Annotated in this window: 22 protein-coding genes and 1 pseudogene; 5 read left to right on the top strand and 18 right to left on the bottom strand. The window is 37.0% G+C overall.

The window, feature by feature from the left end:
• The 5 genes from FHR28_RS00160 to FHR28_RS00140 form a co-directional block, all read right to left on the bottom strand.
• Positions 1–1,197 (bottom strand): AAA family ATPase, encoded by a 1,197-nt coding sequence (locus FHR28_RS00160; protein WP_166781704.1) that lies wholly within the window; start codon positions 1,195–1,197, stop codon positions 1–3.
• A gap of 214 nt (positions 1,198–1,411) precedes the next feature.
• A complete protein-coding gene (locus FHR28_RS00155; RefSeq protein WP_166781703.1) occupies positions 1,412–2,443 on the bottom strand; it encodes a TniQ family protein in 1,032 nt (343 codons plus the stop codon).
• A complete protein-coding gene (locus tag FHR28_RS00150; RefSeq protein ID WP_166781702.1) occupies positions 2,440–3,333 on the bottom strand; it encodes a TniB family NTP-binding protein in 894 nt (297 codons plus the stop codon). Before FHR28_RS00150 ends, FHR28_RS00155 begins: the two co-directional genes overlap by 4 nt.
• Complete coding sequence (locus FHR28_RS00145; protein ID WP_166781701.1) at positions 3,330–5,207, bottom strand: Mu transposase C-terminal domain-containing protein; 1,878 nt, start codon at positions 5,205–5,207, stop codon at positions 3,330–3,332. Before FHR28_RS00145 ends, FHR28_RS00150 begins: the two co-directional genes overlap by 4 nt.
• Positions 5,204–5,875, bottom strand: coding sequence for a TnsA endonuclease N-terminal domain-containing protein (locus tag FHR28_RS00140; protein WP_228722006.1), 672 nt, complete (start codon positions 5,873–5,875; stop codon positions 5,204–5,206). The genes FHR28_RS00145 and FHR28_RS00140 overlap by 4 nt, the downstream gene beginning before the upstream one ends.
• 55 nt (positions 5,876–5,930) lie before the next feature.
• Between FHR28_RS00140 and FHR28_RS00135 the strand changes: the two are divergent.
• Positions 5,931–6,581 (top strand): annotated as a pseudogene (locus FHR28_RS00135) (ATP-binding protein); the annotation flags it as partial.
• Between the two features lie 33 nt (positions 6,582–6,614).
• The gene (locus FHR28_RS00130) at positions 6,615–7,124 is read left to right on the top strand and encodes a GNAT family N-acetyltransferase (protein WP_166781699.1); all 510 of its coding nucleotides are present in this window, start codon (positions 6,615–6,617) and stop codon (positions 7,122–7,124) included.
• 65 nt (positions 7,125–7,189) lie between these two features.
• Here FHR28_RS00130 and FHR28_RS00125 read toward each other — a convergent pair whose 3' ends face one another.
• The 3 genes from FHR28_RS00125 to FHR28_RS00115 form a co-directional block, all read right to left on the bottom strand.
• Positions 7,190–7,960 carry a TorF family putative porin gene (locus FHR28_RS00125; RefSeq protein ID WP_151956293.1) on the bottom strand — a complete coding sequence of 257 codons (771 nt, stop codon included), beginning with the start codon at positions 7,958–7,960 and terminating at the stop codon, positions 7,190–7,192.
• Positions 7,957–8,196: a hypothetical protein gene (locus tag FHR28_RS00120; protein ID WP_166781698.1), complete on the bottom strand. Its 240-nt coding sequence runs from the start codon at positions 8,194–8,196 to the stop codon at positions 7,957–7,959. Before FHR28_RS00120 ends, FHR28_RS00125 begins: the two co-directional genes overlap by 4 nt.
• A gap of 285 nt (positions 8,197–8,481) precedes the next feature.
• A complete protein-coding gene (locus FHR28_RS00115) occupies positions 8,482–9,252 on the bottom strand; it encodes a TorF family putative porin (protein ID WP_166781697.1) in 771 nt (256 codons plus the stop codon).
• A gap of 309 nt (positions 9,253–9,561) precedes the next feature.
• On the opposite strand from FHR28_RS00115, the gene FHR28_RS00110 reads away from it, so the two are divergent.
• A complete protein-coding gene (locus FHR28_RS00110; protein WP_166781696.1) occupies positions 9,562–10,887 on the top strand; it encodes an OprD family outer membrane porin in 1,326 nt (441 codons plus the stop codon).
• A gap of 102 nt (positions 10,888–10,989) precedes the next feature.
• Here the strand turns inward: FHR28_RS00110 and ppa are convergent, their stop codons facing one another.
• Positions 10,990–11,514 (bottom strand): inorganic diphosphatase, encoded by a 525-nt coding sequence (ppa, locus tag FHR28_RS00105; RefSeq protein WP_004725270.1) that lies wholly within the window; start codon positions 11,512–11,514, stop codon positions 10,990–10,992.
• Between the two features lie 121 nt (positions 11,515–11,635).
• A complete protein-coding gene (locus FHR28_RS00100) occupies positions 11,636–12,034 on the bottom strand; it encodes an MAPEG family protein (protein WP_004725268.1) in 399 nt (132 codons plus the stop codon).
• A 106-nt stretch (positions 12,035–12,140) separates the two neighbouring features.
• Here FHR28_RS00100 and FHR28_RS00095 point away from each other — a divergent pair, with 106 nt between their 5' ends.
• Entirely contained in the window at positions 12,141–12,527 is a 387-nt protein-coding gene (locus FHR28_RS00095) for a hypothetical protein (RefSeq protein WP_004816535.1), read from the top strand.
• Between the two features lie 91 nt (positions 12,528–12,618).
• On the opposite strand, the gene FHR28_RS00090 is transcribed toward FHR28_RS00095, so the two are convergent.
• The 7 genes from FHR28_RS00090 to FHR28_RS00055 form a co-directional block, all read right to left on the bottom strand.
• On the bottom strand, positions 12,619–14,292 hold the full coding sequence (locus FHR28_RS00090; RefSeq protein ID WP_004725264.1) for a long-chain-fatty-acid--CoA ligase: 1,674 nt from the start codon (positions 14,290–14,292) through the stop codon (positions 12,619–12,621).
• A gap of 149 nt (positions 14,293–14,441) precedes the next feature.
• Positions 14,442–16,661 (bottom strand): DNA topoisomerase IV subunit A, encoded by a 2,220-nt coding sequence (gene parC, locus FHR28_RS00085; protein ID WP_166781695.1) that lies wholly within the window; start codon positions 16,659–16,661, stop codon positions 14,442–14,444.
• Between the two features lie 730 nt (positions 16,662–17,391).
• Complete coding sequence (locus tag FHR28_RS00075) at positions 17,392–18,711, bottom strand: MFS transporter (RefSeq protein ID WP_166781693.1); 1,320 nt, start codon at positions 18,709–18,711, stop codon at positions 17,392–17,394.
• 54 nt (positions 18,712–18,765) lie between these two features.
• Positions 18,766–19,269: a GNAT family N-acetyltransferase gene (locus FHR28_RS00070; protein ID WP_166781692.1), complete on the bottom strand. Its 504-nt coding sequence runs from the start codon at positions 19,267–19,269 to the stop codon at positions 18,766–18,768.
• Between the two features lie 61 nt (positions 19,270–19,330).
• Positions 19,331–19,975 carry a trimeric intracellular cation channel family protein gene (locus FHR28_RS00065; RefSeq protein ID WP_004725253.1) on the bottom strand — a complete coding sequence of 215 codons (645 nt, stop codon included), beginning with the start codon at positions 19,973–19,975 and terminating at the stop codon, positions 19,331–19,333.
• 61 nt (positions 19,976–20,036) lie between these two features.
• On the bottom strand, positions 20,037–20,504 hold the full coding sequence (locus tag FHR28_RS00060) for a YchJ family protein (RefSeq protein WP_166781691.1): 468 nt from the start codon (positions 20,502–20,504) through the stop codon (positions 20,037–20,039).
• Positions 20,505–20,686: 182 nt separating this feature from the next.
• On the bottom strand, positions 20,687–22,270 hold the full coding sequence (locus FHR28_RS00055) for a TerC family protein (protein WP_004816521.1): 1,584 nt from the start codon (positions 22,268–22,270) through the stop codon (positions 20,687–20,689).
• 373 nt (positions 22,271–22,643) lie between these two features.
• On the opposite strand from FHR28_RS00055, the gene FHR28_RS00050 reads away from it, so the two are divergent.
• Complete coding sequence (locus tag FHR28_RS00050; protein ID WP_004816519.1) at positions 22,644–23,276, top strand: TIGR00730 family Rossman fold protein; 633 nt, start codon at positions 22,644–22,646, stop codon at positions 23,274–23,276.
• Positions 23,277–23,388: 112 nt separating this feature from the next.
• Here the strand turns inward: FHR28_RS00050 and FHR28_RS00045 are convergent, their stop codons facing one another.
• On the bottom strand, positions 23,389–23,742 hold the full coding sequence (locus FHR28_RS00045) for a GlpM family protein (RefSeq protein ID WP_105713789.1): 354 nt from the start codon (positions 23,740–23,742) through the stop codon (positions 23,389–23,391).
• Between the last annotated feature and the right edge of the window lie 75 nt (positions 23,743–23,817).

Below are 23,817 nucleotides of genomic sequence, written 5' to 3'. Positions count from 1 at the left end.
TTATCCTTCTAAAGCTACGATGTCTTTGTTTGAATTTAACATTTTGCTAATTTTAGGTTGTGTTACGCCAAATAATTGAGCTATTTTCATTTGTGAAAAACCTAGCTCAGTGTCATGGTTCAACACTTGAGCTAATTCTTCTGGTGAACTTAATACCTTTTGCTTTCGATCATTGCTATTTGTATTCGCATTCAAACGCAAATATTCTTTAATTGCTTCTAAAAAATGAAACTCTTTGTCTAGAATGGCAATTTTTCTTTGAATAAAAAATGCCAATTTTTCAATATCTGATCCACTATAACCTTTTGATAACCAAACTAAAAAATCTAGTTGAACTTCTGTTATTTTAATTAAATCATTAAAATGATTCTGCAACATGGTGCGTCGTGCTAAAGCAACAGGTTTTGGAATTTCAATTCTTAAATCAAATCTACGCCAAATAGCTGAATCCAAAAGCGATTCATGATTAGTAATCGCAATCGTAAAACCAATCTTGCTTCTTTCATCTAGGCATTGAAGTAAAGTATTTACAACTCTCTTTAGTTCACCAAGCTCATTTGGATCATCTCGCAATTTAGCAATTGCATCAAACTCATCTAATAACAAAATACATTTATATCTATTTGCAAAAGCAAAAAGATTTGCAATATTTCGTGCAGTTGTACCTAAAAAAGATGAAAGTAGCCCATCAAGGCGAGCCACAATAATTGGCAATCCTAATGTTTCACCAATATGATGTGCTAACAATGTTTTACCAGTACCTGGTGCTCCAAAGAGCATTAAGGATAGTGCAGGCTCAATTCCCTTACTTTTTAATTTATCAACATATTTCCATTCATCCAAAATATTATTGATACTTGAAGCTAATCCACTTTCGAAAATTGGTAAAGTTATAGGGTTAGCGTTAGGAAAAATAATTTCGGCTAATGATGCGCTTGTTTCTCTATCAACAGGAGCCTTCACTGTTGGAATCAATTGCTCACCTGTTAAGGCATTTGATGAAAGAACCACTCTGCTCGGCAAAATTTCTATATTCTTTTTTTTAGCTTGTAAAAGCTTTTTTAATCCAGCAACTTGATCCATCTCTTCATCTTTCTCCAAAGCTTTTATCAGCCTTTCAACATGACCTGATATGGCTGGATTTTCGACTTGTAGTGCCGCTCTACATATAGCGACAACAATTGAGTAATGTTGCATGTTCCACCTAATTGTTTTCTATTCCAAAAAAATAAAAAACTATAACTAATTTTAATTATTATATAACAAAATACCAAATAATTATTCTTTTATACATATATTTATAAAAAAAATTATATTTTTTATAAATAATTTTATACTTTTTATAACTAAAAGCATATTTTTTAACTAATATTGTGTTTTGATAACACAATATCTTTTCCCTTCTTTTCTACTAATCTCTGAACATACTTTCAAGCAAGTATGGCCTATATTTCATATCCTGCATTACCAATGAAGGAATAACCTTCCAAAAATCAACATAATACTTAATCCTATAAGGCCAATCACAAAGCAACCACAGGGCAATCTGTACTAAATAGTGTCGCTCAGAATGTCTCAAACTTTCAAAAGATCGTTTGGGCTTATTTGTGAAATCAACTAAGCCATTATTGATTCTCAGATCTTTCACCAAATCAACTATATTGAATCTTGCCCGAGGATTTGATCTTGCACTAATAAGGAGCATTAAAATTTGTCGAAAAATTTTAAAAAATAACTGCGAATAATGAATTATTGGTAATGGGTGTATAGTAAAGCCTTTATTTGGTGCATCCAATAAAATCCTCATCGCACCATAAACTTCTGTATTTATAGCATTCCAACACTTTTGTTTTTCTTCTGTTAAATCAGTTAAACATTGATGACAAAACTTGACTGAATGCCGTGTTACTTCATTCTTATAGCCGATATCACCACGAAAAATAATTATTGGTGCATCGCAATTTGGACATGAATCTCTTAGTAAGCAATTGTGTACTGGACAAACTGTATAAAATGCTAATCTCCAAACACTTCGAAAGTATGGTATGTGATTTTCAGCCAAACAACTTGGACAATATTGCAGACCATGAAGTCGTCTTAAACGATGATAAATACCTTGCGATAGTAACAAATGAGTATTTGTTTTAACTACAATATTATCATATACATAACCTTCATATTTTTTTAATGTTGTTGCATAAACATCTTGAAAAGTTGCACCTGAAAGCTCCATCAATCCATGTATTAACCATTCAGGCGCGAAAACATCAATATCCCTATTCCATATCTGCTTATCATGACCAAAATATGATGAATATAACGTGTGAGCTTTAATACTATTAGCATGAGCAAGCCTAAGCATCCAAGATGATAAAATTTCGCCACTATAAGGTTTAGGATGAATTGGTAAAAATTTATCAGACTCTCCAAATAAATTTTTCATATCCTTGAAACGGAAGATTTTCTGTCTGCTGGTCGGACATAACCGCATTTTTCTAAGGCTAAAATATCTATTTTTTCTTTATCATTTCTAATTGCCCAAATTGCAGCTCTATTTAAAAGTTGAGATAATTCACCAATTGTTCCACCTGACATATATAACAATTTAGTAGCAAGTTCCTTTTCTGTAAGCATTGATGGATTTCTTAATGGAATGATTCTTTCAAAACTAGCTAAAAGTCTTGCTAAATCAGTATTTAATTCCCATTTTGGTAATACAGCTGGCATAAATCTATTTTGAACCTGAGGATCTACTTGAAGTGCTCTTATCGCATCTGCTGTACCAACGCCAACAATAGGAACATTAAGTTCATTGCCCAAATATTTAATAACATTCAAAAAATTTCTTTGTTTTAGTGATGGACCAGCTAATAAATGCTGAATTTCATCAATTACAATCATCCCTAAATTTACTTGCTGCAATATAGTTATTACTCGTTGCCTTTTCTGATCTGTAGACTCAGAAGCTTTTAAACTACGAAACAATAAAGCTAAAATATTATTGTACAAACCTCTTTCATCAGGACTTGGTGGTGATTGAACATAAAGAACAGGGATTCGAACAGCAACTCCATCTAGATTAGGGTCAGCAGGGTGTAATTGCCTGAACCTCTCAATAAGTAAGGTTTTACCATTATTTGTCTCACCAGTGATCAACAAATTAGGCATTCGGGATTGCTTAGGATGCAATAACAAATCCTCTAGTTGATCCAAAATTCTTTGTGCAGAAGGGTATCCAATCCACTTATGCCTTAGAATATGAGCTATTCGCTCTTCATTTGATGTATTCAATATTTGGGAAGCTACTTCTGAAAGATGGTCTATTTGTTTCATAAGTTTTCCTCAATTTCATCAAATGGTTTAATTTGATCAGCTGGATAACCAACATATTGATCATATTCATTATCCATTTTTTCAATATTCGTTTCTTCTTTATGGATTGGTTTATTCCAAGCAACTTTTCGTTGTTTGTTTCTCCTTGCAGTTTTAGCATCTTTTGTTTTCTGAATCGCTAAAACTTCAATTTCACGCATTCTTTTTATACCATCAAAAATGAGTTCCTCATTAGGCTGTAACCCTTCATTTTCTTCTAATCTTTTTATGACAGCTTTTAATTCCCATAAACTTATTGGTGGTCTTGAAATATCTCGATAAGGTACAGCAACATAATTTTTTGAATGTGGATCCAAAAAATACACCACACTAATATCGCGAGGATCTCGTGCAAATATAAATTTTCTTTTTAATTTTGAATTTTGTTCATCTCTAGCATGAATCCACACTCTAAGCACATCACTATAATAATGAATATTATCTATAAGGACACCATATTCTTGAATCGTTCGTTCTACATAAGGCATGAAGTCTAGTCTAAGCTTTTCTTCATTATTTATCGGGATTGGCAAGCCAATTCCTGGGCTATTTTCAGTACCAAGAATAGCTTGTTCATATAATTTTATAGGTGGTATATCACTAATACCTTTATGTGATTTCTGGTGGTAAACCTGTACGATAAAAATCGTAAACCAATGTTCAAATTCACTTAATGTCATACTTGCCATTTTTTCAGAATTATAATTGTTCTTATGCTGAACATTAGAAAAGGTAGTGCCTGATACAGAATGAGTTTTTGACATAAAAGTACGAAATGCTCTTTCGACATGCCCTCCATAATTTGGCAATCCTTTAGGTCTATGCTCCAAAATAATGCCATGTTCTTGACACGCACGTTCAAGCATGACACCTCGAAACTCTTTGGCATTGTCCACATAAATTTTTCTCATTTTGCCCCAAATTGGCCATGGCGTTGAAATACCAAATTTAGCCAACCATAAATCTTTGGTCATAATTGAGTGTGAAATACATAAACCTACAGACAATGCTCCTGGTGCTTCTAGTGTGATATAGAAGCCGGTTATCATCCTAGAGAAACAATCAATTGCGATTGTTAAATACGGTCGACCTATTGGTAATCTATCTTTATCATCGACCAAAATAAGATCAACAGGCGTATGATCCATTTGAACAACAGCTAAAGGAAAATCTGCTCCAGGAAAACTCCCTCTAATTGGCTGAAACTTTTCTCTAGCAATTTTGCTACCGAACCTTGCACTGACTACGTCTTTTTCAGAGAGTTCTTGGATGCGATTTCTAATTGTATTTGGATGAGGTGCAACTATCTCATTTTCAAAGCATAATCTTTGTACTTCCAGACAGGTTTCAGCTATGCTTCTTCTTTGACTAGTCAAATAAAATTTTGAAATTACATCATCAATAAACTCTTGCGTTTTATTTTCTAAACGAGATTTTTTTATATCGTTTCTTGGTTTTCTTAATAGTGTACTGACTCGTCCTGTTTCTTCTAATTTGTTAAGCCATCTATAAATAGTTGCAACATTCTTTTTTGCTTTTTTTGCAACATTTTCAACTTGTTCTAAAGTTCTTTCATTTTTTTCTAAATCTAAAAGAGGCTTAATAAGAAGATACTTATCCCACGCTTTTTGCCAATCAACATCTGAAACTAATGGCAAGTCTTGTCTAATTAAGTTTTCACTTTCATTTGAAATTTTTAGTTCATTTATAGGTGCTATAGCTGATTGATTCGTTATTTTATTTCGTAAAATAGCTTTGTTTAAACCAACAAAATCTAATAGGTAATACTCTACATGATTCCATGTAATAATTGTCCCAGGTATTAATCTATTCATGATCTTGATTCCATTGTCCAAATCTTAGAACGCATAGTTAAGACTTCGGTCAAATCACAGCCTATTCGCCTTAAAGCTATTAGTCTCCATAATACTCTTATTGCATCAGCCCTCACCCAAGGATCTCTAAATAAACTCACTAACAAAGTTTCAGGGTCTGAGATACGTAACTCTTCCAACTTAATTAAAATATTATTCTCAACACTAACTGGGCTTATTTCACTTTTGTATCCAATTAAAAATTTTATATTTTTTAAATAATTAGTTCGAATTTCATATTCTGTATAAACTTTAAAAAGCCAGCCCTGCTCTAATGCATAAACTTTTGCTGCTTTAAAACAGTCAATCAATCTTTTCCAATCCTTCCTAAAATCATCCCTATATTTAATTTCACACAACACCGATTTTAGTTCACTGGCAGGATAAATATCTTGCCTATATTCAATTAAACCATCTGGAACATAGGTTGTTTTTCTACCAGATCTATCACGAAAGCTGATTTTTACAGGTTGTGGAGTATATAACTCAATATTATTATCAAATCTAACTAGCTCCATAAAGTCTCTTTCTAAAGATGACTCATATTGACCTAGTGTTGGAATGGTTCCCCTTATAGAACTAGTCCCAATCGCAATTTTTCGAACTGGCTTTTTTTGTTGTGAATTCATTCGCATTTATTCCTGTAAAAACTTTACTATATTCGCATTTATTTATGTTTTTTACAGTTCAAATCCAAAACCTGGAGAGATTACGCTGGCGCACCTAGGTGTACTATTTTTAGATGAATTGCCTGAGTTTGACAAAAAAGTGCTCGAAGTTTTAAGGCAACCACTTGAATCTAAAGAAATCGTTATTTCTAGAGCATCACGCCAAATTACATTTCCTGCAAACTTTCAATTGATTGCAGCAATGAACCCCTGCCCTTGTGGTTATGCATTTAACCAAGACAGTCGCTGCCAATGTTCTGCCGAAGCAATTAAACGGTATCAAAACCGAATTTCAGGTCCATTATTGGATCGTATTGATCTCCATATCGATGTGCCACCATTAAAAGCACAAGAATTACAGGATCAAACGCCTGTCGAAGATTCAGCAACAGTACGGGAACGGGTAATTGATGCGTGTGATTTTCAAATCCAAAGACAAGGGCATTTAAATCACAGCTTATCGCCAAAAGACTTAGAAAAATATGTGATTTTAGATGAAACATCCAAGCAAATGCTCGAAATGGCACAACAACGTTTGAATTTATCTGCGCGGGCGTATCATCGTATTTTACGTGTTTCAAGGACCATTGCAGATTTAGCTCAAAGTGAGCAAATCCAAAGTGCCCATTTAACCGAAGCCTTGTCATATCGGGGAACTCAATCTTAGAATCCAAGCTATGACGTATAGAAGATAAATAACATGCTAAATTTAACCTTACGCAACGAACATGCAGACGACATTGAAAATATTTTCAATCTCACTCAACTGGCTTTTCTAAATGCAGCGCATACCGACCATACTGAACACTTGATCGTCAATGCACTCAGGGATGCAAATCAATTAACCATTTCCATTGTTGCTGAATTGGATCGACAGATTATTGGGCATGTGGCGATTTCACCTGTAGAGATTTCTTCTGGTGCACAAAATTGGTATGGCTTAGGTCCAATTTCAGTTGCACCGGAATATCAACACCAAGGTGTTGGTAAAGCTTTAATCCAACACGCATTACAGCAGTTACAACAATTCAATGCCGCAGGATGTGTTGTGCTTGGAGATCCTGCTTATTATTCCAAATTTGGCTTTCAGCCACATGACAGTTTGATCCTTGAAGGTGTGCCTGCTGAATATTTTCAAGCCCTTACATTTAACCAAAGCATTCCACAAGGAACGGTAAAATATCATCCAGCATTTGAAGTGAAAGCCTAATTTGATTTCAAAATCGCAAAAAATAAAGGTGACTCATGGTCACCTTTATAGATTTTAATTTGCGCTTAGAACGCTTTAGTTAAAGTAAACACAGCGCCTGTTTCAACACCACGTTTCGCAGAATTAGTGAATCCATCAGTATCAATATTGGTTCCGACTGCTGCAAGTTCCGCAGTTACCCCCGGAATAGATTTAACCGCATAATTCACCCCAACTTTCCAGTCGACATAATTGTCGTTACCATCAGCTAATGCTTTTTTATCCATTGTGGTATAGCCAACATTTGCAAGCCCACCAAAACCAGTATCACCAAATGGAGCTGAATAGCCAACGTTAAAATTCCAACTGTTCCCACCGACTGCTGCCCAGTCATTGGTATAGTTCACATTGGTCAATAAGCTACTGCCTTTAACCAAGACATCTGCAAATATTAATTTTGCATAAAACTCAGTCCAGTTAAACTTACTGGTTGCGCTTGGATAATTATATTCAACAACACCAACATCCAAAGTTGGTTTAAAGGTCGGAGATAACGCCAATGCTGTTGTATAACCAATAGATGGGTCTAATTCTAAATGTGGATCTGCCTCACCAAAATTTACATTTGAACCCCAAAGACCCGCATATAAACCTGAACTATGCGATAAGGTAAAACCCGCTTGTACTGCTGGGTCGTTATAAGTTTGAGTCATACCGCGGAAACGATAGTCACTCGTTACGGCAGCACTACCTGAAAAGCTTAAACCTAATTTTGACAGTGCGTTGTCTTCCGCCATTGCCATTGTTGCTGTAGACGATAGAACTGCCAATGTTAGTGCTTTAGTTGAGAATTTCATCTTAAGTGCTCCCCCATCATACGATGTTTATTTGTTATGCTAAAATTTGATGAACTCCCTAAGCAATTAGCAATTGCCATGCCAAGATGAAACTCAAGCTGTTTATAAAATTCAGAAATACGCAGTAATCTATTGATAATCAATATTTTAAAATTAAAATATTGTGGATAATTTTTTTTATTCTTCAACTGTTGAATATATGCTATTTCAAGCATCACTTGATGAAACTGGTTCATACCGACCTACTTTAAACATGGTTTTAATGCAAAGTAGTATGAAAAATCTAAGCGTAAATTTTCTATAATGTGCTTTATTGTTGTCATAAAAAGCGTATAAATATTGCTTTAGGCTTTTTATGTAAGATGATTTTAGGAGTGGATATTGTTCTTTTGCTCAAAAAAAGCACACATTTTAAAAAATGCCTAAAAAAAGTGCATGCCCAATCTTCGGTCATACACTTTGATAAAATAAGGAAGGTAAAATAACTCACTCATATTCATCTTAAAAACTATAAGTTAATCTTAAAAACAATAAGTCAAACCAAATACCAAATTGTCCTTATAATCTTCACCTAAACGGTCTTTACCACCAATTACATAGTCTAATGAAGCTGAAACACCTGTATTAGCAATGACTTTACTGAGCCCCAAGCGCATTTCACTTAACGCAAAATCCTGTTCTGTCTGCACAATACTGTCATCATGATGACTGTTATATAGAGATGCACCAATAGCCGTGTTGAAAATAAAATCTTGAGCCAAAGCATGACGATACGCAATGCTGAGATAAATATCACCCGCATTGGCAGAGGATGCATCGGCTAACATCACTGAAGCACCTGCGGTTAAATTTTTATAACTCAGCTCAGCAGATAGATCGGTATAGGTGGTTTTACGATGATCTGCTTGATCCGCATAAACAGTACCGCCTTTATGATAAACATATGCAGTGGTTTTTAAGTTATAGCTCCAATTTTGCGCAATTTCTTGAGCATAAGCTAAATAAAAATTATTTTCAAAACCATGATCTTGCGTATCATCTGCAGGGTTGTAGCTCAGTGTAGAACCCCAATACCCCACCGTGATGCCACTTTTATGTGCATAACTTAAACCGCCTTGCACAGCGACATCATCATTTTCAACTCCACCTCGATAAATGTACTTGGATACCAGTCCCACATTTCCAGAGATCGTACCATTTTCAACCAAGACATTTGCTTCTTCAGCAAATGCCGGGCACGACGCGATACAAATAGGCATTGCCCATAACAGTTTAGAAATAAGTGAGTTCATGATGACAAACGGGTGGGCGTATAAATAAAGGCGAATTTTACTGTGTTTTTAAATTTTTGGTAAAAAACATGGACATAAATTCGGCATATTTTTCAATTTATTTCATATTTCACATAAAATCAGCATTTTAACAATTCTTTAGAACTTTTTTTCATAAGAAAAGAAATTAATATTGTGTAAAACATTACAGAAATGTAATATTTTTAAGCAAAAGAGATTCCCTTTTTATAGATTAAATATACAATTCATCCACAATCTGTTCTGAATTCGATCAGTCAGTGCAATCTATTCTCGTTCACGAGGCAATTCATGTTGAATGCTCCAAAACTTACTTTAGCTGTATTAATTAACGCGGTTCTAATATCCCCTACATTTGCTAGCGAACAAAGTGATGCAAAAGGGTTCGTTGAAGATGCCAAAGGTTCTGTATTGTTTCGTACAGGTTATATTCTTCGTGATAAAAAACATGGTATTGACGATCAAAGCTCATTTGCACAAACTGCAATTGTTGACTTAGATTCTGGCTTCACTCAAGGTATCGTCGGTTTCGGTGTTGGTGTAGTTGGTGATGGTTCTTTTAAAATCGGTCCAAACACCCATGCTGGCAATAATATGATTGCACTCAAAAATAATGGTGCAAGAGACGCAAATGGACGAGTTGATCCATATGATCATTGGGCACGTGGTGGCGCAAACGTAAAAGCTCGTTTCTCAAATACGACTGTACGTTATGGTACGCAAGTTCTCGACTTACCTGTACTTGCAAGTAATACAACGCGTCTTGTTCCTGAATATTTTACAGGTACGTTATTAACCAGCCATGAAATTAAAAACTTAGAACTTGTTGCGGGTAAATTCACCAAAGACCAAATGTCTGATCAGATCAAGACTGATGGTAATAAATTAGATGATGCGATTGTTTGGGGTGCTAAATACAAATTTGATGACCAGCTTAGCGCGTCTTATTATGGTTTAGATTCTAAAAATGCGTTAGAACGTCATTATATCAATGCAAATTATAAATACCCATTGGCAAATCAAAGTTCTTTAACTTTTGATTTCAGTGGTTATCACACCAAGTTTGATAAAAATGCCAATACCTATTCTGCAACAGGTCCTGTTGATGCGGATTATGCAAATACAGGTAAAGCAGGCGTAGAAAAAACCAATAATATCTGGGCATTGTCTTCTACTTATAATCAAGGTCCGCACACTGTGATGTTGGCTTACCAACAAAATACAGGTGATGTGGGTTATGACTATGGTCAAAATGCTGACGGTTTCCAAAGTATTTATCTACCAAACTCTTATATGTCTGATTTTATTGGTAACCATGAAAAATCAGCACAAGTTCAATATAACCTAGACTTTAGCAATTATGGTGTTGCTGGCTTAAATTGGACCACAGCATTTGTCTATGGTTGGGATATTAAAGTCCGCAATGTAACTGATGATGGACAAGAACGTGAATTCTTTAATCAGGTGAAATACACCATGCAAAGTGGTTTTGCAAAAGATGCGAGCTTACGTCTACGTCACTCTTACTACCGTGCAAGTGAAGCGTATAATCCTGTCTACATTGGTGATACCAATGAATGGCGTATTTTCTTAGATATTCCTGTGAAATTTTTCTAATTTAGAATAAATCCACAGAAACAAAAAAACCTGCATTTAATCATGCAGGTTTTTTTATGGGTTTGAACATTTTTCAATCTTCAAACCACGTTTTAATCTGGCTTATTTTGCAGCTTCGATTGCTTTTAAGACTTCAGCTTTTGCAACTTCTGAACTTTCCCAACCTGTTAATTTAACCCATTTACCAGGCTCTAAGTCTTTGTAATGTGCAAAGAAATGTTCAATTTGATTCAATAATAAAGCAGGAAGATCTGAATACTCTTTCACATCTTTATAAAGCGGAGTCAATTTGTCATGTGGAACTGCGATCAATTTCGCATCGATACCACCATCATCTTCCATGTTTAATTTACCAACAGGACGACAACGAATCACTGAACCATGTACCAATGGGTGTGGAGTTACAACCAATACGTCTAATGGGTCACCATCTTCAGACAATGTATTTGGTACATAACCATAGTTCGCTGGGTAGAACATCGCTGTACCCATGAAACGATCTACAAATAAAGCATCTGAATCTTTATCTACTTCATATTTAATCGGTGCAGCATTTGCTGGGATTTCGATAATTACGTAGATGTCATTTGGTGCATCTTTACCAGCAGGAATATTGCTATAGCTCATAGGATACTCTTTCAAGTGAGGTCTTATTTAAAATCTTGTCGATTATAACGCTAAATTGCGCAAACAGATGCGGATTATACATTTTGCATCATCAAAATGAATGAATTTCATCGAAAACTGTTTAGACGATTCGAATAACCAATAACAATAAAATAATTGGGCAAGCTAAGGACAAAGCCCAAATAATGGTACGTAGCGCTGAAATATTCGCCAGATAGCAAATTCCATAAATAATGCGTAACACAATATAGGCGATACCTAACATCATAATCAGATGTTGTGATACCACCATATACTCTGCCATTAAAATCGCAGCAATAAATAAAGGTAAGCTCTCAAAACTATTCTGTTGTACTGCATTGGCACGTGCAGCCAAACCTGTGGTTTTGGCTAAAAATTCACGCGGATTCTGATTATCAGCAGCTTTAAAACCACCAGACGCTTTTGCAATAATGGTAAAAACATAAGGAAGTAAACAGGCAATTAGAATTAAATATATGATGCCATCTATCCCAGACATGATTTTTTCTCATGAAGTGTTAATGCGAGTTATCATAGCATGGCATGAACAGAATATTTTTTGTTAAATGCAGAGTTTTGCAAAATTGTGTAGTGAGGACAATAACGTGCAACCAGATCAAAATGAATTGTTTGAGGTTTTAGAAAAGCAGCGCCATCAACAAGCGGAGATTGATCGTATTCTTAAAATTGTATTGCCAATTTTGGCTTTTCTCTTGTGCGTGATTTGTGCAAATTACAATTGGCAATCCACCTTGGGAACGCTCATTGTTTTGGTGGTGGCTTTTTTTGCCGTTGGTATAAAGCGTATGAATCTATACTTTTGGTTAGCTATTATTGTCGTATACTGTTTAATCGATATTTATTTTAGCTATGGCAGTATTCATCCTTCTGCACTAGGGCGTCAAATGGGCACTATGCTAACCTTTACAGCAATTGTTGGCTTAAGCCGCCCCTATATTGATGGTTGGTATATTCGTTCTCACAAAAAATAAATGTTGAAATCACCGCATAAAGCGATCGATTACTTTACATCGAAGATAAAAAAGCGCCACTATTGGCGCTTTTTTATCTTTAATTTTTCAATTATTTACGTAAATCTTTACGTAGGATTTTACCTACATTTGATTTTGGTAAATCATCCATAAACTCAACATAACGCGGACGTTTATAACCAGTTAGGTTTTCTTTTGCATATTCAAGAACTTCTTCAGTGGTTAAAGATGGATCTTTTTTCACTACAAATAGTTTTGGCACTTCACCAGATTTTTCATCAGGTACGCCAATTGCAGCCACTTCAAGCACTTTAGGATGTTGCGCAATCACTTCTTCAATTTCAGAAGGATAGACGTTGAAACCAGATACTAAAATCATGTCTTTCTTACGATCGACAATTTTGAAATAACCACGGGTATCCATGATCCCAATATCACCTGTACGGAAATAACCGTCCGCTGTCATGACTTTTGCAGTTTCATCTGGACGATTCCAATAGCCTTTCATGACTTGAGGACCACGAATCGAGATTTCACCCTGCTCGCCTTGTGATAAATGATTGCCATCATCATCTAAGATCGCAACATCCGTCAGTGGTAAAGGAATACCAATTGTGCCACTAAACTCAGTCGTTGCAGGTGGGTTTGCAGTTGCGACTGGAGAAGTTTCAGATAAACCATAACCTTCAATAATGATGGTTCCTGTAACTTTTTTCCATTCTTCAGCAGTTGACGGTAACACGGCCATACCACCGCCCATCGCCATTTTTAACTTACTGAAGTCGAGCTGTCTAAATTCTTCATTATGCACCAGCGCATTAAACAAGGTATTTACCGCAGGGAAGAAACCTGGTTGGTATTTACGTAATTCTTTAATCACTGCAGGTAAATCACGTGGATTTGGAATCAGAATATTTGCCTGACCTTTATACATACCATACATCGCACAAACCATAAATGCGAAGATGTGATAAAGCGGTAAAGCACAGAAGATACGATCATCTTTAGCGCCATCACCTTGGCCAAATTTACTTTGGAAAATACCGTCACATTGCAACAAGTTTGCAACTAAGTTACGGTGGGTAAGTTCCGCTCCTTTTGAAACACCCGTAGTACCGCCTGTGTACTGAAGTACAGCAGTATCACTGAGGGTCATGGTTGGACGTTTATAATTACTTGGACTTACTTTTGCCAATGCAGCATTAAACTTAGTATGTCCTGGAATATTCCAATCTGGAATTTGTTTACGCACTTTACGTAAAACAAAATTAACCAAAGTACCTTTTAAGGTACCTAACATATCGCCAACCGAAGCAATGACAACATGTTTTACTGGTGTTTTACCAATAATCGCTTGATAAACAGTCGCAAAGTTTTCAACAATGACCAACGCTTCAGCGCCTGAATCATTAAGTTGGTGTTCTAATTCACGTGCTGTATAAAGTGGATTCACATTCACAAGTACCAAACCTGCACGGAGTACACCTAAAGCGACAACTGGATACTGAAGGACGTTAGGCATCATCACTGCAACACGTGAACCTTTTGCCAAACCTAAACTTTGCAAATAAGTTGCAAATTTACGGCTTGCCAATTCAAGATCACTGAATGACATCACTTTATCCATGAAGATAAAGGCATCACGTGAACCAAATTTTTGGAAATTACGCTCAAAAATATCAATAAGAGAGCTATTTTCCTGTGGCAATTCTACTGTTTCTGGAATCCCAGTTTTTTGATATTCAGCGAACCAAACTTTTTCCATAATGCCATAATCTCCAATCAGTAATCCTTAGTTTTAAACTGTTTTTCTCAATATTGAACATAATTTTTTGGCTTCTTTGTGCTCAATATTGCATCCATTTTCACGAACACTTTGCATATATAACGTATTTCAATCCAAGGATGCTAGTTTTATCTTTGAATCAACAGTTTATTTGCTTTTTGATATCCGCGCGGTAACAATTGACCTTTTGATGCGCGTTTACCGATATATTTCTGTAAATCTTCCCCTTTTAATTTTAATTGTTGCTGCCCTGCAAGCACTTGTATTACTTCATCTAAATTCAAAGTTAACATAAACTGAACAGACTCATTAGTTTCAAGTTGTATCAACTTATTTCCTTTACCTTTATTGAGCGTTGGCAAGTCAGATAATTCAATTAAAAGTAGGCGTCCTGCTGAGCTGAGTATAGCCAAATGAGTATGGTTTTCAACGACTTCGATTGGCATTGCTGTCGCATTTTCAGCAACAGTCAGGAATGTTTTACCTGCTTTGGCATTGGTATCCAATTGTTTAGCTTGCGATTTAAAGCCATAACCTTTTGAACTTACAGCAACTATTTCTTTTTCTTCATCTTCAATCAGGACTTGCATAAAGCCCACAGCATTGGCTGGAGAAAGTTTTGAACTCAACGGTTCTCCTAAACCACGCGCCGATGGCAAACTATTGATGGCCAAAGCATAACTTCGTCCAGTTTCATCTAAAATATATACTTTCTGATTCGACTTACCTTGTGCTGAACTTAAGTACTGGTCACCGGCACGGAAATTTAATTTTTCAACATCAATATCATGACCTTTGGCTGCACGAACCCAACCCGCCTCAGAAAGGATCACCGTTACCGCTTCAGCAGGCATTAAATCTTGTTCACTAATGGCCTGTGATTCTTCACGTTGCACAATCGGTGAACGACGATCATCACCAAACTTCTTCGCATCATCTTTAAGTTCTTCGATAATCAAAGATTTTAATGACTCTGGATTTGCAAGTTGTTCACGAATCACCGCTGCTCTGGCCTCAAGTTCTTCTTGCTCACGGCGCATTTCCATTTCTTCAAGTTTTGCCAAATGGCGTAACTTAAGCTCTAAAATTGCTTCTGCCTGAACTTCATCGATATTGAAACGCATCATCAACACGGGTTTAGGTTGATCTTCTTCACGAATAATTTTGATCACTTCATCAATGTTCAAATACGCAATGATCAAACCACCAAGAATATGTAGGCGCTTTTCAATTTTATTCAGATGATATTGAAGACGACGTGTGACAGTACTCTTACGAATTTCAATCCATTCTAATAAAATGCGACGGATTGATTTGACTTGTGGACGACCATCAGCACCGATCATGTTCATATTGACACGATAGCTCGACTCTAAATCGGTTGTCGCAAACAAATGACTCATGACTGCATCGGCATCGATACGATTTGAACGTAATACAATCACCAAACGTGTTGGGTTTTTATGGTCTGATTCATCACGTAAGTCACTGACCAATGGCAGTTTTTTGGCTTGCATTTGATCTGCAATTTGCGTGATGACTTTCGAGCCAGAAACTTGATATGGCAGCTCAGTGATGATAATTTCATTTTTTTCAATGGTATATACAGCACGGGTACGATAGCTACCACGTCCAGTCATTTGAATTTTTAATAATTCATCACGTGGTGTAATAATTTCTGCTTTGGTCGGTAAGTCGGGTGCAGGAATATATTCTGCAATTTTTTCATCTGTTAAGTTTGGATTACGGATTAAAGCAATCGTACCTTTAACCACTTCACGTAAATTGTGTGGCGGAATATCCGTTGCCATTCCCACTGCAATACCAGTGGTACCATTGAGTAAAATATTTGGTACACGCGCTGGTAAATTGACAGGCTCTTTCATTGAACCATCAAAGTTATCTTGCCAATCGCAAGTCCCTTGACCTAATTCAGAAAGTAACAAATCACTATAAGGTGAGAGTTTGGCTTCGGTATAACGCATAGCTGCAAATGATTTAGGATCATCAGGCGAACCCCAGTTCCCTTGCCCTTCAATAAATGGGTAACGGTAACTAAATGGCTGTGCCATCAACACCATGGCCTCATAACAGGCTGAGTCACCATGCGGATGGTATTTACCCAATACATCACCGACTGTACGTGCAGACTTTTTCGGCTTACCGCTTGGTTTTAAGCCCAATTCGCTCATCGCATAAACGATACGGCGTTGTACAGGTTTTAAACCATCACTAATGTGTGGCAATGCACGATCCATAATCACGTACATGGCATAGTTGAGGTAAGCTTGTTCAGTAAATTCTGCTACGGAACGATTTTCTGTCGCATGATGCGCAAGGCTTGTCATAACAACCTTTTATCCTAAATAAGTGCGTTCTAAATAAATGTTTGGTATCTACGTTCTTATGCTAAGTCGCAGGGTCTGACTACACAAGTGCCAGTGTACCCTACAACGACAAATTGCGTCTTAAGATCTTTCTAATGACGTAAAATTATCCATTTTTTAAGAAATGAGCAACTTTTATTTAAACTGCTATTTTTAAATTGGGGTATGCGCTTTATTTCAAATGAAATTTATAAATGCTGAAACTTATTGAAGTGGTCCATTTCGCGTTTGTATAGAATGGATGCTCGAACTCAACAACCACCCGATCCCATATAGAAGCAGCAAAGTAACAGGAACTACGAAGCTGTACGCTTGCGTCCAAGACAACCGATCGAATAAAGGGCCTAATCCAATTGCATTAAATGCCGACACTTGAAAACCTATGGGTAATTGTAAGAAAACAAAGTTTCCTTTGTTATCCGTCATTGGATCTAATGCGATATAAAGGCAAAATGCGGTAAGCAAAAGATAAAACATGCAAAAGCTTAATCCTATTTTACTTTTCATTATTTCACCCTCAATACTGGTCTGATCTATTGCATAATATCTCTATAAATGATTGGTTTTTTAATTTTAACGTTAGAGAAATTAAAATGGCTGAGAGGTAAGATTAACCCTATATCAGCCATTGTATACTTTTTCTTTGTTATCATTTTTTTAGCGCTATGTTTTTATATATTTCAATAAACGACTATAACCCAATCTCTTCTAAGGTCTTACCTTTGGTTTCTTCACCCAAGATCAAAACCACAGCGGCAACAGCGAAAAGTACAATCGTAAACATCATAAAGACTGAACTAAACCCATCACTTGCCACCATCATATGGGTCACCACCAACGGTGCGACAATCCCCCCCATACGACCGATTGCAGATGCCCAGCCTGAGCCAAAAGCACGAATATTGGTTGGGTATTGTTCAGGTGTATAAGTATATAGAACCCCCCATGCACCCAAATTAAAGAACGACATTAAGCATCCCCACAACATAATCATATTGACTGAGGTTGCTTGACCAAAGAAGTAAGCAGAAAGCGCACACAGACCAATAAAACCAGCGAGGGTTGCTTTACGTCCAAGCTTTTCCACCAACCAAGCCGCAGCCACATAACCAGGTAATTGCGCCAAAATCATCCCGAGTACATATTCAAAAGACTGCACAATGGTATAGCCCTGTTTGACCAGCAAACTTGGTAACCAAGTAAAAATGCCATAATAAGAATAGACGATACCAAACCAAATCAACCACAGCATCAAAGTACGACGGGCAAAAGCACCTGACCAAAGCTGTGAAAATGAAATCGTTTGTTTTGCTGCAACAGGTTTGACTTCAATGGTTTCAATCACTTCTACACCACACTGCCGTTCAAGTTTCTGTACCAGTGCATGGGCTTCTTCAATTCGTCCACGATTAATCAAATAAGGGACCGATTCAGGCACTTTTTTGAGAATCATAAAAACATAAATTGCAGGTAAACCACCAATCAAAAATGCAATATGCCAACCATAATCAGGAATCACAAAATAAGAAATAAGTGCAGCAACAAGCCAGCCAAGTCCCCAGAAACTTTCTAACAGTACAATAAATCGACCACGTACTTGAGCGGGGATATATTCGCTGACCAAAGTCACCGCCACAGGAAGTTGCCCACCCAGCCCTAAGCCGACAATAAAACGGAACAGCAATAACCAAGTCAGATTCGGCGCAAAAGCACATAACGCGGTTGCAATGCTATAGGTCACCAAAGTAATCGCAAAGACTGTTCTACGACCAATTCGATCAGCCAAACCACCTGAAAATACAGCACCAATTGCCATACCCACAAAGCCAATGGAGACTACCCAGCCTTTTTCAGTAGGGGTCATTTGCCATTCTTCTGCCATTTTGGTGAGAATAAAGGAGATCAGTCCTGTATCCATGGCATCAAACATCCAGCCCAGTCCGATCACCCAGAGTAAGGTATAGTGAAATTTACCTATGGGTAAGCGTTGTACACGTGATACTAAATCCATAATGCACTCAACAAATATGTAAAAGCAGAAACAACTTTGGCTCGCTGTTTAATTTTAAAGACTGAACAGCAGAATTTCTCCTGCTAGTCCGTCAAAATCTTTAAACTCTTTAGAATGGAAACCATTGTTTATCAATATTTTTCTTGAAGGTATATTTTCGGGATCAATGATAGCCATGAGATCCTTTAAATATGGTTGTTTTTTTGCATGATCAATTAAAAATGTAACAACTTGACTGGCAATGCCTTTCCCCCAATATTCGGGTAAAAGCATATAGCCCAACTCCGCAGTTGTTGCTGTTGGCTGATCCAACTCGAGTTTAGCTAAACCGATAAAGTCATTTGTTTGAGTATCAAGAATTTTATAATTTCCCAATGCTACATTATAGGCATTCTTAGATAAAATCTTGGCAAATTCCGTATGCGCTTCCTCAAGCGTTAATGCTCGCTCGGTAATCATTTGCATGACTTTAATATTTTTGACCAATTCAAAATACACAGCAAAATCTAGGTCAGTAAATTTTTCAAGTTTAATATTTTGATGAATCTGATATGACATACCAAGCTCAAAGTTAAATGCAGAGATTCACAATCAATAGCTGCTGTTCAAGCATCCATCCTTAGGACTCATCTTTAGAAGATGCCGATTGTTCATCATCATCTTTATAGATAAATTTCGGCATTTCCAAACCAAAATAAATCGCCACACAACGTAATGCAAAACCAAAAACTAAAGTAGAAACCACGGTAATTTCAAGCGATAAACCAAAATCTATACAGAACCAATAGAAAATCACCGCAACAAAGGAAATCGACGCATACAGTTCACGACGGAATACCAACGGAACATCATTACACAGAATATCTCGTAGAATACCACCAGATACCCCTGTTAATACCCCAGCAACCGCGGAAACCACAAAACCATGTCCCATTTGCAAGGCAATTTGACAGCCAATAATGGTAAAACCAATTAAGCCTAAAGCATCCAACAATAAGAAAATTGAATGTAAATGCTTCATCCATTTGGCAATAATAATGGTGACAAAGGCAGCACAGCATGTCAGAACAAGGTATTCAGGATGTTTCACCCAAGTCAGTGGATAATGTCCAAGTAAAACATCTCGCACAGAACCACCACCGAGTGCAGTGACACAGGCAATCAGTATCACCCCAAACCAATCCATACTGCGTCGTCCTGCGGACAACGCTCCAGTCATGGCTTCTGCTGTAATGGCTATAATATAAATAATCGTCAGTAACATTGCCCTTCATCCACTGATGGGAAAAGATGCGCGCTATTTTAAGTCAAAAATGAACTAAAAGTTATAAAAATTGTGCGCAACATTGCTTAAATTTTTTGGCGGATCCACAAATACATGGCTGTTTCATAGTGATAGGCTGATCTGTGGTTGGATCTAGGAAATACCATACACCAGCATGCTGGACAAAGTATGAAACTTCATGGTGTATTTGAGCCTGCTGACCATCATGAAAATGTGCTTTAAATTCAACTTGAGCATGATTTTTATCGAGCTTTTCTTGGGCTTGCACCACGTCAAGACTGAGCCATTGATTGGCTTTGCTCCAATCTGAAATCGCTTTAACATCCAAAGCTTGCTGCTGTCCAAGCGCAGTGGTCTGAACTATATAATCAATCTCATGTTTGGCAAAAGCGCTATAACGCGAACGCATCAACTGTGCTGCTGTCTTGGCTTTGTTCTGACCCAAATGCAGCGGCTGACAGCATTCAGCATAAAGTGCTGAACCACATGGACAGGATAGATTGGACATGAAAATACTCAAAATCTGAATAGGTTCAATGATAATCCAACCCAGCAGGAAATCGAAACCTATTCTTTCTATATGAATGATGCCATTCGGACATCATTTTAACGATATGGTTTAAATCATTATTTTCAAAAACAAAATAAAAAGAAGCCAGTCTTTCGACTGGCTTCATTACAACAAATCCATTAGGACTCAGCATCTTTAGATTTTGTTAATGCCATAATATGCACCTTCTCAATCTTATGCCCATCCATCGTTACCACTTCAAACTCATAACCATCGACTTGAAGCTTTTGACCATTTTCAGGCAAACGCCCGAGATGGAACAAGATATAACCCGAAAGGGTTGAGTATTGTTCTGACTCATCGACTAAATCACGACCTAACAGCAAAGAAACATGACGAATATCGGTTGAACCTTCAAGGATCAACGAACCATCTTCAAGACTTTCCGCAGCAGCTTCTAGTTCATCTTCATCAGGGAACTCGCCTGCGATTGCTTCAAGCACATCAATCGGCGTTGCAATCCCTTCAATTGACCCATATTCATTTAATACAATCGCCATTTGTAAGGGTGCCTGACGAAGTTGCTCCATCACCATCAATACTTGTGCATTTTCATGCACAATCACAGGCTCGCGTAAGTGTTTTTCAAAATTTAAAACACCCGTTTCGATATAATCATTCAAGACTTTATGGGTTAAAACAATACCCGCGATATTATCCAATTCACCATGTGCCAAAATTAAACGAGAATGTGACATTGCCATCAAATTTTCTTTAATGCTGGCTTCGTCTTCATCCAAATCTAACCATTCTAATTCAGGGCGCGGTGTCATGACCGATTTTACAGGACGTTCTGATAGTCCCAAGACCCCTTGAACCATAACACTATGGTAAGCGCCATTTTCATCATCAAAAATTTCATCTGCCAGTGCTTGTGTTGCGATCACATCATCCGCTTTACCATTTTGACTATCGGCACTTTTTCCACCTAACATTTTCAAGACTGCTGAAGCTGTACGGAAACGTAAGTCGGTCGTTGTCACCATTTTCTCTTGGTTTTTACGCATGGTTTGGTTCATAAACTCGATCAGTACCGAGAAACCAATCGCTGCATATAAGTAACCTTTTGGAATGTGATAACCAAAACCTTCGACGATCAATGAAAAACCAATCATCATCAAAAAGCCAAGACATAGAATCACTACTGTCGGGTGCTTATTGACAAAGTCCATCAAGGCTTTTGATGCCCACAGCATAATAGCTACGGCAATCACCACAGCGATCATCATCACTGAGAGTTCTTTCACCATTCCCACAGCGGTGATCACACTATCTAGGGAAAATACGGCGTCTAAAACAACAATTTGAACAATGACCATCCAAAATACAGCATGTACAGGATTTTCTTCTTTAAGATCCTGACCACCTTCAAGACGCTCATGTAGTTCCATTGTGCCTTTAAACAATAAGAACACACCACCAAACAGCAGGATCAGATCACGCCCAGAAAAAGCATGCTCAAAGAGATGGAATAATGGTTCGGTTAATGTCACCACCCATGCAATAGATGCCAGTAACACCATACGCATACAGAGGGCAAGTAAAAGCCCAATGATCCTTGCTTTATCACGTTGTTCAGGCGGAAGTTTTTCTGCCAAAATTGCAATAAATACAAGGTTATCAATACCCAAAACGATTTCTAAAACAACTAAAGTTGCAAGACCAACCCATGCAGAAGGATCAGACATCCACTCAAGTATCATTGATCTTGCTCCATTGAAAATGTGCAATAGCTATTTTCAGCATGTGAGAACTGTAAATTTCGGAATTGAGAAGAAAACTTTAGTGTATTTTGAACTATTATTTTGTCTAAAGATTGTGCATTTTCGGAGCGACTACAACCACTACCCATGATGATTCATTTGTTGATAAATAAGCCTTAATTATAGGCAATCCAGACAGGAATTTCATCTCATTTATCAGGATTTTTACTGATTTACCTAAAATTAAATACAAAATCAAAGCGATACAAATCATTGCAAAAGCGCCGATAACACAACATGTTTTTGTCACATTTCTTACTTAAAGTAGTAGAAATGTATAAGAACATGATAAGTTAAGGTGAAAAAATAAATTATGAATAGTGTATTGCCTGTAATGATGAATAAACCTTTCGAATTAGATCAACAACAACATAAAGCCACACAATGTTTAATCGCTCTCTATTGTGGCTCCCGACCTGGAAATAACCCTACCTATCGAGAAAAAGCCATCCAACTTGCCCAAGGCATCGCAGAACAAGGTTTTGGAATCGTCTATGGTGGTGCAAGTATTGGCTTAATGGGCCAAGTTGCAGATACGGTCACGGAACATGGTGGTGATGTTGTTGGTGTTATTCCCGAATTTATGCTGGATTATGAAATTGCCCATAACCAATTAACAGAATTACATATTGTACAAAACATGCATGAACGCAAAGCAATGATGGCTGAACGAGCGAGTGCTTTTGTCGCACTGCCCGGTGGCTTTGGTACCTTTGAGGAAATTCTAGAAGTCGCGACATGGGGACAATTGAATCAACATCAAAAACCGATGATGTTATATAACGTCAATGGTTTCTATGACCATTTGATTGCGCAATTAGACCATGCTGTTATTGAAGGTTTTTTACCGCCTCAACATCGGGCAAAACTGATTGTGTGTAATCATGCAGATCAAATCTACAATGCCATTAAGAACCTAGAAAGCCCAAAACAGTTTATTGTTTAAACAGCTGATTATTAAAATATATCCTTAAAAAATGAGCCTTGATCAAAGGCTCATTAACTTTACAATCCACTCAAAAGTATTCATTGCAACTCTTTTTTATTAATTCAATAAATCATAAAATCGATCCATTCTGAAACAATTGCCATGCATAAATCAAAACCGCAGCAGCTACAATCCAGCATAACGTTGCAATCCCTAAACAAGACCACATCGAAAGCTTAGTTGCCAGTAAATAGACCGTGAGCAAATAAATGAGATACGGAATCAATGACCACAGCCCGAATAATGCTGTTTGCTTTAAAGCTTCAGCACCTTTTTCCTGCGCTACAATCACATGTGCGATCAATGCAAATGTTGGAAAAAGTGGGACTAAACCTGCAATATAAAATGCCTTACTTTTTGAAAGAATTGAAATCAACAAAACCACTGCTGCACCCAGAATACATTTCAAAAATAAGGACAACATCTAAAATTACTCGAACACATGATCAGTGCAAGAGTTTACGCCAAGCGTGTAAATTTGAAATCTAAAATATTAGAA

The organism is Acinetobacter sp. BIGb0196 (genome assembly GCF_011759595.1).
Lineage (GTDB): Bacteria > Pseudomonadota > Gammaproteobacteria > Pseudomonadales > Moraxellaceae > Acinetobacter > Acinetobacter guillouiae.
Note: the sequence above shows the minus strand (reverse complement) of the source record. Positions and strands in the feature narration are given on the sequence as shown.

Coding starts and splice junctions, on each gene's coding strand:
- FHR28_RS00075 (WP_166781693.1), bottom strand. CDS start 18,711: ATGGATTTAGTATCACGTGTACAACGCTTACCCATAGGTAAATTTCAC.
- FHR28_RS00065 (WP_004725253.1), bottom strand. CDS start 19,975: ATGTTACTGACGATTATTTATATTATAGCCATTACAGCAGAAGCCATG.
- parC (WP_166781695.1), bottom strand. CDS start 16,661: ATGACAAGCCTTGCGCATCATGCGACAGAAAATCGTTCCGTAGCAGAA.
- FHR28_RS00140 (WP_228722006.1), bottom strand. CDS start 5,875: ATGAATTCACAACAAAAAAAGCCAGTTCGAAAAATTGCGATTGGGACT.
- FHR28_RS00115 (WP_166781697.1), bottom strand. CDS start 9,252: ATGAACTCACTTATTTCTAAACTGTTATGGGCAATGCCTATTTGTATC.
- ppa (WP_004725270.1), bottom strand. CDS start 11,514: ATGAGCTATAGCAATATTCCTGCTGGTAAAGATGCACCAAATGACATC.
- FHR28_RS00155 (WP_166781703.1), bottom strand. CDS start 2,443: ATGAAAAATTTATTTGGAGAGTCTGATAAATTTTTACCAATTCATCCT.
- FHR28_RS00150 (WP_166781702.1), bottom strand. CDS start 3,333: ATGAAACAAATAGACCATCTTTCAGAAGTAGCTTCCCAAATATTGAAT.
- FHR28_RS00110 (WP_166781696.1), top strand. CDS start 9,562: ATGTTGAATGCTCCAAAACTTACTTTAGCTGTATTAATTAACGCGGTT.
- FHR28_RS00130 (WP_166781699.1), top strand. CDS start 6,615: ATGCTAAATTTAACCTTACGCAACGAACATGCAGACGACATTGAAAAT.
- FHR28_RS00120 (WP_166781698.1), bottom strand. CDS start 8,196: ATGAACCAGTTTCATCAAGTGATGCTTGAAATAGCATATATTCAACAG.
- FHR28_RS00125 (WP_151956293.1), bottom strand. CDS start 7,960: ATGAAATTCTCAACTAAAGCACTAACATTGGCAGTTCTATCGTCTACA.
- FHR28_RS00070 (WP_166781692.1), bottom strand. CDS start 19,269: ATGTCATATCAGATTCATCAAAATATTAAACTTGAAAAATTTACTGAC.
- FHR28_RS00045 (WP_105713789.1), bottom strand. CDS start 23,742: ATGTTGTCCTTATTTTTGAAATGTATTCTGGGTGCAGCAGTGGTTTTG.
- FHR28_RS00060 (WP_166781691.1), bottom strand. CDS start 20,504: ATGTCCAATCTATCCTGTCCATGTGGTTCAGCACTTTATGCTGAATGC.
- FHR28_RS00090 (WP_004725264.1), bottom strand. CDS start 14,292: ATGGAAAAAGTTTGGTTCGCTGAATATCAAAAAACTGGGATTCCAGAA.
- FHR28_RS00055 (WP_004816521.1), bottom strand. CDS start 22,270: ATGATACTTGAGTGGATGTCTGATCCTTCTGCATGGGTTGGTCTTGCA.
- FHR28_RS00100 (WP_004725268.1), bottom strand. CDS start 12,034: ATGTCTGGGATAGATGGCATCATATATTTAATTCTAATTGCCTGTTTA.
- FHR28_RS00160 (WP_166781704.1), bottom strand. CDS start 1,197: ATGCAACATTACTCAATTGTTGTCGCTATATGTAGAGCGGCACTACAA.
- FHR28_RS00050 (WP_004816519.1), top strand. CDS start 22,644: ATGAATAGTGTATTGCCTGTAATGATGAATAAACCTTTCGAATTAGAT.
- FHR28_RS00145 (WP_166781701.1), bottom strand. CDS start 5,207: ATGAATAGATTAATACCTGGGACAATTATTACATGGAATCATGTAGAG.